Origin of the sequence: Acinetobacter sp. PC34 (assembly GCF_051789135.1) — a bacterium.
Taxonomy (GTDB): Bacteria; Pseudomonadota; Gammaproteobacteria; order Pseudomonadales; family Moraxellaceae; genus Acinetobacter; species Acinetobacter johnsonii.
In genome coordinates this window covers 1,001,546-1,013,623 of record NZ_CP196664.1, presented here as the reverse complement: position 1 = coordinate 1,013,623, position 12,078 = coordinate 1,001,546, and the positions used below count along the sequence as shown (strand labels likewise).

The following is a 12,078-nucleotide window of genomic DNA, read 5'->3' as shown; positions in this document are numbered from 1 at the left end:
GAGCGACTATGGACGGTTCGACTACTACACGCTTAGAACATAGGTCAGCACAACTGATCGATCAATTTGGCCGACATAAACATAAACTCCGAATCTCTCTGACAGATCGTTGTAACTTTCGTTGTAGTTATTGCATGCCCGATACGCCTGAATGGTTAGCCAAAAAAGACATCTTAAGCTTTGAAGAGCTGTTAACCTTTTGTGAAATGATGGTCAGTTTAGGCATTCGGCACATTCGTTTAACAGGTGGCGAGCCTTTAATGCGTCAAGGCGTGGTCAATTTTATTGATACTTTGAATCGGCTCAAGCCACACGGTTTAGAACGTATTTCCACGACCAGTAATGCTTTTTATTTAAACAAGTATGCACGAGCGCTAAGAGAGGCAGGACTAGATGATATTAATATCAGTCTCGATAGCATTCATGCAGACACCTTTATGAACATGACCAAGCGTCCGATAGCACCAGTCCTCGAAGGCATCGCTGCAGCTCAACAAGCCAATCTGCCGATAAAATTAAACTGTGTTTTAGTCGCAGGACAAAATGATCATGAAGTGCTTGAACTGACTCAATGGGCTTATCAGCAGAATATCGCATTACGTTTTATTGAATATATGCCTTTAGATCAACCTGAGCACTGGCAGCCTAAAAAAGTCATCACTGAAGATAACATTATCCGAATACTTGAACCCCATTTTCAAATTCAGAAACAAGCCAGACAACATGACCCAGCAACCATTTATCTGCTTAATGATCAGTACACATTAGGCATTATTTCCACCATCAGTAAACCGTTCTGTCAAAGCTGTGACCGTTTACGTATCACTGCAACGGGAGAGCTTTTTACCTGTTTATTTGCCAATACCGGAACACCGCTGCGTCATTTACTTCAACAAAAAGATCCCACTTTATTACAAGCTCAGATTCTGAAGGCGGTATGGCATAAAAAAGCGGGGTTTATTGAACATCAACATGCCCCAACACGCAAAATCAGTATGCATGCCATAGGGGGTTAATCAACTAGTTAATTTTGAGTTTGTCAGTCATTCGACTGTATCCGCTTTTATTTTTGTGTTATCTAAATACGTCATAAACTTTTTCTCTTGATCGAACAGTTTCACTTTAGATCAACACTTCAATGTTTCGGAATACTTTATGAAAAACGTTGGCATGAAGCCAGAAAGCTATCGCGTTGCAACTGCAAGCTCTGAACTGCTTGCCCCTGCACATTGTTTACAACTTCTTGCTGACGGCAATACCGAAAAAGGTGATGCCCTCAAAACAGCCCGCATTGCTGGGATTTTAGCCGCAAAACGTACCGATGAACTGATTCCGCTGTGCCACCCCCTGCCTATTTACCGCGCCGATGTCGATTTTGAACTGCTTGTCGACCGTGTAGTTATTCGTGCAACCGTTGAAACGATTGGGCCGACAGGTGTAGAAATGGAAGCGTTGACCGCTGCCAGTATTGCAGCTCTCACCATTTACGACATGCTCAAACCACATTGCGAACCGCATGAGTTGATCATTCAACAATGTAAACTCGATCTGAAAAAAGGCGGAAAATCACACTTTAAACGTCATTTGCGTCAGCCTGTTTCTGCGGCAGTATTGGTTCTATCAGATACCGTTGCCGCAGGGCGTAAACCCGATACTGCTGGCCGCTCTGTCGTCGAGACCTTAACCGAAGCTGGTTTTGATCCCATTCACTATCAAATTTTACCTGACGAAGCCGATCAGTTAAAAGGATTGGTCTTAGAGCTCACTCAATCTTATGCCTGCATTATTACTGTAGGCGGAACAGGCATCGGCAAACGTGACATTACAGTAGACACACTTGAGCCTTTACTTGAACGTGAACTCAATGGACTAATGGAAGCTGCACGTGCTTTCGGACAAAAACGTACCCCTTATGCTGCGATGTCACGTGGCGTTGCAGGTTTTATCGACCGTTCATTGGTGATTACCCTTCCGGGCAGCCGTGGTGGTGCAAGTGAATCTATGGCAGCCATTTTACCTGCTTTGGTTCATATTTTTGATGTCTGCCGTGATCTACCTCACCCGGGAGGTTATGAATGAGTTGCTCTGGCGTTGGTTTAATTACACTCGATCAAGCTCTTGAACACTATAGCGCCGTCCAAACATTGCCTGTCGTTACTTTGCCTTTAGTACAGGCGCATAGACATGTTTTAGCGGCAGATGTTTTATCAACAGTTGCCTTGCCTCTATTTACCCAAAGTGCGGTTGACGGCTATGCGCTGCGCTCTGAAGACTTGCAAGCAGGAATTACTCGCTTTGAATTGGTTGGTGAAATTCGTGCAGGTATTGAAGAACATATTGAGATTCAAGCAGGACAAACCGTTCGTATTTTTACTGGGGGCAAGCTGCCAAACTCAGCAGATACTGTGGCTCGGCAGGAAATTATCACGCGTAGCCATGATCAAGCGACTCTAACCCAAGCTTTGGACAAAGGCGCAGACATTCGTTATCAAGGTGAGGAGTTGTCCATCGGGACAACACTTGCGCAACAAGGCCAGCGTTTAGGCAGCGGTTTAATTGCGGCACTCAGTATGGCGGGTGTTCCGCATGTCGAGGTTTATCGCCAACCTAAAATTGCAGTGCTTATTACTGGTGATGAAGTCAATACGCAACTGGACAATGACTCTCAAGTGTTCGATGCCAATGCCCCAATGATCCGTACTTGGCTCAAAGAACACGATTTTGCTGAAGCCCATTTAGAGCATGTGATTGATGATGAGAAGATACTCACACAAGCGCTCTCGAATGCCATGAATCATTATGATGTAGTCATTACTACAGGCGGTGTTTCGGTAGGCGATTATGACTTGATTCGACCTGTTTCAATGGCTGTAGGTGCAACAGAGATTTTTTGGCAAGTTGCGCAAAAACCGGGTAAACCATTGTATTTTGCTGAATATCAGACAGACCATCATCATTCTTATTTGATTGGCTTGCCTGGGAACCCTGCTGCTGTACTCACCTGTCTTGCTGTACATGTATCGACACTATTGGCGGCTTTACAGGGAGTTACGTCTCCTGCACCCGCGTGGAAAAAAGCTCGCTTCAACGACAGCATTAAACAAGACAGCCGTGAGCAACTGGTTCGCATGGTATTAGATGTCAACGAGTTTGGACAATTAACCGTTTCCAAACTCGGTAAACAACAATCCCACATGCTCAGTAACTTAAATCGAGCCAATAGTATTGTTCGAATCCCTGCTCGATCTGATGTTCCTGTAACATTGGACTATGTCGATTTCATCTCGATCTAAGGACATCGATTGGATAGTGATACAAACCAAATGCTTTTTGCACACGGTCTAAGGCTTGGACAGCTTTGTCTTAGACCGTACCCTTGAATATTTAACGAGCATTATTATCCCTACATACGAATGTTAGATCAAAGGCATGCAAAACTACCCAGCAACAGCACTAGTGATTTTAGCGGGTGGTAAAGCCACACGAATGAATGAGCCAATAAGCTTTTACAAAGATTTTAGACTATTGTTTTGATGTACTGCTAAATATACCACTAAAAAAATGGATTATAGCGGTACAACATGGAACAAGTTGAAACAAGAGAGGCAGATAATACAGTATTTATAGGCATTTGAGGTTATTTTGGTATGTATTGAAATAGGTAAGTGGTGCGCTCAGCGGGACTCGAACCCACGCCACAGGCTTCGGAGACCTGTACTCTATCCAGTTGAGCTATGAGCGCGCGAGCACATCATATCAAAAAAAATCACAAGGTAAAGCATCTATCTAGCTTAGAGTGATTTTCCTGCTTATGCTTTATACAATGTTCCATATCTGCAACACAGAATTGCGAGTAGATTACTTGGTTTATTAGGCATAATCGCTCACAATAGTGCCACTATTAATCATTCGAGAATTTCATGACTGATGCATTGACGTTAAGGGATTTGTCCAAAACCTATAAAAATGGGTTTCAGGCTTTAAAAGGCATCGATTTAACTGTTCCTGAAGGCGAGTTCTATGCCCTTCTTGGACCAAATGGTGCAGGCAAATCTACAACGATTGGTATTATCAGCTCATTGACCAAGAAAACCTCAGGCACTGTCGAAATTTTTGGACATAATCTCGACACGCACCCCTCTCAAGCCAAACAGTGCTTAGGGGTTGTACCTCAAGAGTTTAACTTCGGTCAGTTTGAAAAAACCTTCGATATCTTAGTCACACAAGCAGGCTATTATGGTATTCCTAAAAAAATTGCGGAAGTTCGTGCCGAAGAATATTTAGAAAAACTCGGCTTATGGGAAAAACGCGGCATTCAAGCCCGTATGCTTTCAGGCGGTATGAAACGCCGCCTGATGATTGCCCGTGCCATGATGCATGAACCGAAACTCCTTATTTTAGATGAACCCACAGCAGGGGTTGATATTGAGCTACGTCGTTCGATGTGGGACTTCCTCACAGAAATGAACAATAAAGGCACATCGATCATTTTAACCACACATTATTTAGAAGAAGCAGAAATGCTGTGTCGTCGAATTGCCATTATTGACCGTGGTGTCATTAAAGAAGACACCAGCATGAAAAATTTCCTCAATCAACTCAATGAGGAAACCTTTATTTTTGATTTGGCAGCACCGATTGAACCGATTCATATCGACATCATTGGGGTTCGTTTCCATTTAGTCGACGCCGTGACTTTAGAGGTGACTATGGATAGAGCGCATACCCTCAATGACTTATTTCAATTGCTCGAATCGCAAGGGATCCAAGTTCGTAGTATGCGGAACAAATCCAACCGTTTAGAAGAACTGTTTGTGAAGATGGTCGAAAAAAATCTCGAAGGAACTACGCCATGAACTTAAATCAACTTAGCGTAGCTTTATATACTCTGGTGCATAAAGAAATTCGTCGCTTTATGCGCATCTGGCCACAAACCTTGCTTCCGCCTGCCATTACCATGAGTTTGTATTTCGTAATTTTTGGTAATTTGGTCGGTTCTCGTATTGGCGAGATGGGCGGATTTAGCTATATGCAGTTCATCGTGCCTGGGCTGATTATGATGGCGGTGATTACCAACAGTTATGCTAACGTTTCTTCGAGCTTTTTTAGTGCCAAATTTCAAAAAAGTATTGAAGAGCTGATCATGAGTCCTGTACCTTTGCATGCCATTTTATGGGGCTTTGTCTTAGGCGGTGTCTGTCGCGGGGTCTTGGTCGGTATCATTGTGACGGCCATGAGTTTATTTTTTACTGACCTTTATATTACCAATTGGTTTGTTACCATTTACACCGTCTTGGTCACCTCGTTCTTATTTTCACTGGGTGGTTTTATCAATGCGGTGTATGCCAAATCTTTTGATGACATCTCCATCATCCCAACCTTTGTGCTGACGCCTTTAACTTATTTAGGTGGCGTATTTTATGCCATTTCAGCACTCAGCCCTTTTTGGCAAAATTTATCGTTGATCAATCCGATTGTATATATGGTCAATGCTTTTCGTTTCGGTATCTTAGGTCATAGCGATGTTAACGTCGTCGTCTCCCTATCTGTTATGACCATATGCTGTGCAGTGCTTTATGGCATTGCTTACTATTTACTTTCTCGTGGTTCAGGAATGCGTGAATAATGAGTGTAGAACATTCTCTTTTGGGTAAAGACACCAATTACCCTCCAACTTATCAACCCGATATTCTTTTTCCTATAGCCCGTGCTACAGCACGTGAGCACTATGCACATGTTGAAGGTATTCAACAAGGTAAAGACTGGTGGCATGTTTTTGAAATTTCTTGGTTAAACACCCATGGTGTTCCGCAAGTTGCCATTGGTCGCATCAGCCTGCCGGCCACATCGCCCAACCTCATTGAGTCAAAGTCATTAAAACTCTACTTTAATAGCATGAACTTTACTCAGTTTGAGTCTAAAGCTACGTTTAAAGAAACAGTCGAACAGGATTTATCGGCAGCGGCTGGCGCAGATGTGAATATTGATCTTTTTCATGTCGATGATGTGGAAATTAGTCAACCTGAAGGTATCTGTATTGATGAACTGACTCCGACCCAATTGGAAAATCATCCCAATGCAAATCTATTGGCATTAGATGATACTGCGGAAGATGTTGAAGTACAGATTTACTCACATTTACTCAGAAGTAACTGCCCAGTCACTGGACAACCTGATTGGGGCACGGTATTTATCCGATATAAAGGTAAAAAGCCTTGTTATAACAGCATACTGGCTTATATTATCTCTTATCGTCAGCACAACGGTTTCCACGAACAATGTGTGGAACAAATATTTGCCGATATTTGGCAAAATTTGAAACCTGAAAAGCTGATGGTGTACGCAGCTTATACACGCCGTGGTGGTTTAGACATTAACCCTTGTCGTGTGTCAGATGTGTCATGGATGCCCCGCCCAATTCGATTGGCGCGACAATAAAATAAAGAACATTGAGGTTAATACACGATGCCATTTTTTGGTTTTATTCCATCGACTGAACTTTTACAGACTATTCAAACTGCTCAGCAGAAGAAAGACTCAAGTGAGCCTTTATATCCACTTCGAGATAAAACAGCACTACTCATCAATGATGAAATTATTGATGCCATTTTGACTGAGTTAGTTCGCCGTTTTCCACCGAGTGATAAACGTGACACAGCCGAGAAACTGGCTGGCTATATTAAGTCAACAGTTGCGGTTTTGTTGAAGCAGCTTTTAGGCAAATCATCGAATGATGTGGTTCAAGCATCGATTCAGTTTTCTGAAAAAAGCTTGTTTAAAGATGCTGAAGGTCAGTTCCGTGTGGGTGAAGCGTTAGATGCAAGCTTAGTGACCAGCCTCAAATATAACTATGCTGAAATTAAAGCAGGCAATGAAGTAGATAAAGCCGCGTTAACCGAACTGTATAAACAGTTTGCTGAAGCGACTGTACGTCACTTCATGAATGACTTTAATAAAACCCTCGATTTGGGCATGATTAAGCGTAAAGCGGCCGATATCGGTTCTGCAGCTGTCATTAAAGCAGTGCATATTGCTGCCAATAAAATCATCCCAAATTTAACCAAAGATGAACTTTTAGCTTTAGCTGAATATCACGACACCTTATTTCATGCTTAAGTACTAAAAGTCTTTCAATGCTTTTCAGATCAAAATGACTCTACTTGTGTAGGGTCATTTTGGTTTCTAAGCTGTAATTTCTTAGTCTTTATATAAAGCTATATAAAGGCGATATATAAGCTGAGACCAGATCTTTTTGTCATTGTCACTAGACTCTAAACACTACAGTTTTAATTGTTTCTATATATAGAAGACTTTTTTATATCAGTCAGTAAAACTTGACTTATATAGTCACGTAAATACTCTGCCCAAAAATCTGCGCCATTTTGAATAATCTGTCCTTTATATAGGCTGAGTTTGTCTTTTTTTGTATACCTATTTGCCCGCTTCAGTACAGACAATGTTATCTTAAAGCCTATTCACGCTAGACTCCGTTCACAAGAATTTCGACATAACAGAAACGCGAACTATGGGCATTCCCCTATTCGCTTTGCTCCACTGCCAATAACGACTCTGGAAATTAGACTTCTATGTTAAATTTAAACTTTTATAACAAAGTTAAACGTTTACCTTTATTGATTGGCGCTTTGTCGATCACCAGTTTTTGCCAAGCCAACGATTTCGCTTCTCATCCCGATTATCTTAGCTTTAAACAAAAAACCATGCAAAATTATGGCCTATCTTCCGAACAGGTCGATTGGGCCATGAATGGTTCTAAAAATTTGCCCAACATCATCAACATTATGAACCGCCCGGGTGAAAGTAAACCTTGGTACGAGTATAAAACCAACTTTATGGCAGCCAGCACCATTCAACGTGGTGTCCGTTTTAAAGCCCAGTATGCAGACACCTTAAACCGTGCAGAGCAACAATTCGGTGTTCCACAATCCATCATTCTCGGTATTTTAGGAGTGGAGACGGGTTTCGGCAGCAACAAAGGTAATTTTATCAGCCGTGATGCCCTAGCTACGCTAGGTTTTGGCTACGAACGTCGTAAGCAATATTTCCAAGACGAACTCAGTGCTTTAATCGCATGGAGCTATAAAGATGGCGTGCCAACCAACTCGGTTGTAGGTTCGTATGCAGGTGCGGTTGGCTATCCACAATTTATGCCAAGCAATATTCCAAAGTTTGGGGTGGATTATGACGGCAATGGTCATGTCGATTTACGAAATTCAGCAGTCGATGCCATCGGCTCGATTGCCAACTATTTAGCAAATCATGGTTGGCAACGTAATCAGCCAATTGGATTCGCAGCACGCTATAGTGGCTCAAATCCTGAAGCGGTCATTGCTAAAGATTTAACTTTACCGACACCTTATGGCGTTTTAAAAAATCAGGGCATTCAACCGACCAATCCGATTGTCAAAATCGATGATTTAGATATGGTGAATGTGATCCAACTACAGGAAAATTATGGGCAAAGTTATTACATCACTTACCCTAACTTTCAAGTGATTACGACCTATAACAAGAGCCGTATGTATGCGACTGCAGTTTGGCAATTAGGGGCTGAAATTGCTAGCCGATAGGGCTAGCTTTTTACTCAATCTTGAGATGTCAATAAAAAAATATTTAAAAATGATGTAAATTTCGGCTTTTTTCATACATTGTTACAATATTGGTTATTTTTTAATCAAAAAATGTTCGGTTTATGTAGTTTTTATCATTATTTTAATTAAACACTAGACATGCTTATGACTGCATGAATATTATCCATTTCGTCAAATGTTGTTGCAAAAGTGAATTAACAGGCAAGTTTTTTTATCTTTCAACCACTTAGTTTAAAGAAAAAAGTATTGTCTTTTGGAGTTTATAAATGCAGTCTTCACTTAAATATATACTGGCCATTGCCTCGACCATCGCGCTGAGCCAATCGCAAGCAGAGATGGTTCAGTCATCATTTACCAATGATAACGATAACTCTCGCCTAGCTGTGCGTGTCTTGAATAAAGATGCTGAAGGCTTCAACTCACACTTCTCAAATTTAAATAGCCTTTCAATCACTGAACGTTCAGGTGATAAAATTCGTCGCGAAACAATCGCTGCAAAAATTGAGATCCCTGAAGAAGAGCCTTCAGTGATTGAAAAGTTAAATACTGTTGCATCAAATACAGTCCGTAAGTTTAGTCAAACGGGTATGGCGTCTTGGTATGGTCGTCAGTTCCACGGTCGTAAAACAGCAAGCGGTGAAACATTCGATATGAATGCATTAACTGCAGCTCATCGTAGCTTGCCACTAAACTGCTTTATTCGTGTAACGAATAAAACCAATGGTAAAAGTGTTGTGGTTAAAGTAAATGACCGCGGCCCATTCCACGGTAACCGCGTGCTTGATCTTTCTTATGGTGCTGCTAAGCAACTGGGTATTACCAATGCAGGTACTGCAAAAGTCAGCATTGAACGTATTGATGGACCAAACTCTTAAGATTCTTTCCTACAGCATGCATTTGACAGCAAGGCCACAGTAATGTGGCTTTTTATTGTCCTATCTTTGCCTAATGTTTTACACAATCGTAAACAGCTCGATCTCCATCATTTGATCCCTCTCAGATACTTAGTTTGAATAAGATGCGAAATCTAATCGATCCGATTTTTTGAAGTGAGTGCGCTCACATTTTTACAGCGGTGGAAGACTAGCAGAATTAAATATTTTCTCAGCTCATTCTTATCTGATCAAAGCCAATTTTTCTGCCTACCCTGAACTGTAGTTTTATGCATTCGTCAAATTAGAATGATTTTATGAATTACCTAGTAAATTAAGCGCCATTTTTGCGATATTAGATTCACTATTGCCCTGCTTGTTTTATATAATTGAGTCAATTCTATGGACCAAAACGCAAAAGAAAACCTTCTTATTTCTTCAAAGTTCTCAAACCCCACCTCATTTGCTCTATTTTCAACTTTTTTAGTTCCCCAATCAAAGCTACGCCAATTTGATAGACATAGAAAAAATCGCAAATGGTGAGCATTTAGAGCAACACAAATTTAAAAGCAATGAAAAAGATCGGGCTCGCACACTTTTTTATCCTTTTTTCGGTATTTTATGGGCCTATTTGCTGATGAAATGCTAGAAATCGAATAATAGATTCAGACCATAAAAAAATCCTAAACTCAGCAAAATACTAAGCAATAATTTTCTCGTCAAAAGAGTGATTAACAACGTAAAAATTGCCCCATAAAAATAACTATTTTGAAGTATCCCTTTCCAGTGCCCGCCTTCGAAAAAAACCAGTGGCAAACAAATCGAAACCATCAGACAAGGCGCCGCATATTTCAGCATGCGTGTCGCAAATTTAGGCAGCCGAATTTGAGTTTTAGGCTCTAAAAATAAATACCGATTAAAAAAGGTGACACAGGTCAAACTCAAAACAAATAACCAGGTCATGTTTTAGTCCTCCGCTTGATCAAAGAGCGCAGCAACCCACATCCCACTAAATCCAGCCAGCAAAATAGCTGATCCTATTTCTAACCAACTCAAAATCAGCACCATGATCGATGAACTCACCACGCCATAAATTGCGGCCTTATTTTGAATCAACATCACCGCCATAACCAAGAACACCACCACAATTGAAAATTCTAAGTGGAGAGTTGAAAGATCAGGTACTTTATTTGCAAGCAAAATACCCATTAGACTAAACAACACCCAACTGACATAAAAGCTGAATCCTGCACCCAACATATAGGCATAAGACGGCTTTTCCTTTAGCATCGCGGTGGCGTAGAGTTCATCGGTCAGTAAAAAACCGATACTCAATCTTCTTTTGAGTGACCAAGGCTTCACCTCTTCTCTTAGACTCAGTGCATAAATAAAGTGCTGGCTGGTTAGAAAAAACACGGTGATCAGAATACTCAGTAAAGATGCACCCGTCATGAGCATACTCAAACTGACTAATTGTGCCGCACCTGCAAACACTAACGCCGAAATGCCTACAGCTTGCATGACACTCAGACCCGCATTAATCGCCGCTGAGCCAGCCAATATCCCCCATGGAATAACGGCGACTGAAAGCGGCAACATATCTTGCACACCACGGAAAAAACCTAAACTTTTTTGTTGGATCAATTGCGACTGCACAGCAGACTCCATTTTTCAACTCGCTAGAGTCAATATGCTGCATACCTTAGACGGCTTTCTTGTATGAAATTGCTGTTATTTTAAATTTTATGTGCCAGATATTGCGCAGGCGTACAGCCTAAAGACTTTTTAAAATGACGAGTGTAATGGCTTTGATCGGAGAAACCACAGAGTTGTGCGACTGTCGCAATCTCACAGCCTTGTTTGAGTAAATATAAAGATTTACGTAAACGAAACTGTACCAACCATGCATGAGGTGGAAGTCCAGTAAACTTTTTAAATTGACGCAGTAAATGCCATGGGCTCATCCCGACGACAGCAGCTAGCTCAGCCAGTTGATGCTCTCTTTCAGGTTCTGCAGCAAGTAGTTCTTGTACCAAGACCACTTTACGCTGTGCTTCGGGTAAGTCTTTTAATATTTTCTTAGATTGATTATAACGACTTAATAAATAGGCCAAAGTTGAAATATATAAGCTCTGTTTAAACAATGTATTTTTTGGCTGTAACAACAAATCGAACAGCAAATTCAATTGCTCGGCTAATCCTTCATCATGAACCACAGCTTGCGGAAACCACGGCATAGTACTGCTTCATGAAAAAAATCTTGGCTCACCTCTTGAATCATTTCAGGGGTCGGATAAATTGCCCGATAACACCAACCAGTTTCAACAGCAGAAGAACCCGTATGTACCTCATCAGCATTCACTAAAATAATGTCGCCTTGCGGTGCAATATGCTGATTCCCTGTGCGTAAAAAAGACTGCGCACCTTCATCAATTAAACCAATACAGTAGCCTTCATGGGTATGTTTTGAAAACTGCGTATGTTGATAGGAGGCTCTTAACATTTCAAGACCATCAAGTTCTTGAACATGATGGTAATTTAAAAATTCACTGGGTCTGATTTCGTGCATGAGTTAGCCTCTCCTGAACACTCAGCAT

Annotated in this window: 11 protein-coding genes, 1 tRNA gene and 1 pseudogene; 9 read left to right on the top strand and 4 right to left on the bottom strand. The window is 41.3% G+C overall.

Going from position 1 to position 12,078, the window contains the following annotated elements; genetic code table 11:
- Nucleotides 1–8 precede the first annotated feature (8 nt).
- The 3 genes from moaA (at nt 9) to ACSC9N_RS04960 (ending at nt 3,293) form a co-directional block, all read left to right on the top strand.
- Nucleotides 9–1,016 (top strand): GTP 3',8-cyclase MoaA, encoded by a 1,008-nt coding sequence (gene moaA, locus ACSC9N_RS04970; protein WP_029575079.1) that lies wholly within the window; start codon nt 9–11, stop codon nt 1,014–1,016.
- Between the two features lie 139 nt (nt 1,017–1,155).
- Nucleotides 1,156–2,079 carry a bifunctional molybdenum cofactor biosynthesis protein MoaC/MoaB gene (moaCB, locus tag ACSC9N_RS04965; protein WP_058951692.1) on the top strand — a complete coding sequence of 308 codons (924 nt, stop codon included), beginning with the start codon at nt 1,156–1,158 and terminating at the stop codon, nt 2,077–2,079.
- Nucleotides 2,076–3,293, top strand: coding sequence for a molybdopterin molybdotransferase MoeA (locus ACSC9N_RS04960; RefSeq protein ID WP_058951691.1), 1,218 nt, complete (start codon nt 2,076–2,078; stop codon nt 3,291–3,293). Before moaCB ends, ACSC9N_RS04960 begins: the two co-directional genes overlap by 4 nt.
- A 373-nt stretch (nt 3,294–3,666) precedes the next feature.
- On the opposite strand, the gene ACSC9N_RS04955 is transcribed toward ACSC9N_RS04960, so the two are convergent.
- A tRNA-Arg gene (locus ACSC9N_RS04955) sits at nt 3,667–3,742 on the bottom strand.
- A 178-nt stretch (nt 3,743–3,920) separates the two neighbouring features.
- Between ACSC9N_RS04955 and ACSC9N_RS04950 the strand changes: the two genes are divergently transcribed.
- The 6 genes from ACSC9N_RS04950 to ACSC9N_RS04925 all read left to right on the top strand — a co-directional run bounded on the left by ACSC9N_RS04950 (nt 3,921) and on the right by ACSC9N_RS04925 (nt 9,484).
- Nucleotides 3,921–4,856, top strand: coding sequence for an ABC transporter ATP-binding protein (locus tag ACSC9N_RS04950; protein ID WP_058951690.1), 936 nt, complete (start codon nt 3,921–3,923; stop codon nt 4,854–4,856).
- Nucleotides 4,853–5,626, top strand: coding sequence for an ABC transporter permease (locus ACSC9N_RS04945; RefSeq protein WP_004982514.1), 774 nt, complete (start codon nt 4,853–4,855; stop codon nt 5,624–5,626). Before ACSC9N_RS04950 ends, ACSC9N_RS04945 begins: the two co-directional genes overlap by 4 nt.
- Nucleotides 5,626–6,438, top strand: a complete 813-nt coding sequence (gene queF / locus ACSC9N_RS04940) for an NADPH-dependent 7-cyano-7-deazaguanine reductase QueF (RefSeq protein ID WP_010327206.1) — start codon at nt 5,626–5,628, stop codon at nt 6,436–6,438. The genes ACSC9N_RS04945 and queF overlap by 1 nt, the downstream gene beginning before the upstream one ends.
- A 27-nt stretch (nt 6,439–6,465) precedes the next feature.
- Nucleotides 6,466–7,116: a hypothetical protein gene (locus tag ACSC9N_RS04935; protein WP_004695843.1), complete on the top strand. Its 651-nt coding sequence runs from the start codon at nt 6,466–6,468 to the stop codon at nt 7,114–7,116.
- Nucleotides 7,117–7,586: 470 nt separating this feature from the next.
- Nucleotides 7,587–8,588, top strand: coding sequence for a lytic murein transglycosylase B (gene mltB / locus ACSC9N_RS04930; RefSeq protein ID WP_010327207.1), 1,002 nt, complete (start codon nt 7,587–7,589; stop codon nt 8,586–8,588).
- Nucleotides 8,589–8,875: 287 nt separating this feature from the next.
- Nucleotides 8,876–9,484 (top strand): septal ring lytic transglycosylase RlpA family protein, encoded by a 609-nt coding sequence (locus ACSC9N_RS04925; RefSeq protein WP_058951689.1) that lies wholly within the window; start codon nt 8,876–8,878, stop codon nt 9,482–9,484.
- A 642-nt stretch (nt 9,485–10,126) separates the two neighbouring features.
- Here ACSC9N_RS04925 and ACSC9N_RS04920 read toward each other — a convergent pair.
- From ACSC9N_RS04920 to ACSC9N_RS04910, 3 genes and pseudogenes are all read right to left on the bottom strand, one after another.
- Nucleotides 10,127–10,444 (bottom strand): AzlD domain-containing protein, encoded by a 318-nt coding sequence (locus ACSC9N_RS04920; RefSeq protein ID WP_010327208.1) that lies wholly within the window; start codon nt 10,442–10,444, stop codon nt 10,127–10,129.
- Nucleotides 10,445–10,447: 3 nt separating this feature from the next.
- Nucleotides 10,448–11,149: an AzlC family ABC transporter permease gene (locus ACSC9N_RS04915; protein WP_010327209.1), complete on the bottom strand. Its 702-nt coding sequence runs from the start codon at nt 11,147–11,149 to the stop codon at nt 10,448–10,450.
- A 68-nt stretch (nt 11,150–11,217) separates the two neighbouring features.
- Nucleotides 11,218–12,050 (bottom strand): annotated as a pseudogene (locus ACSC9N_RS04910) (AraC family transcriptional regulator).
- Nucleotides 12,051–12,078: the final 28 nt, after the last annotated feature.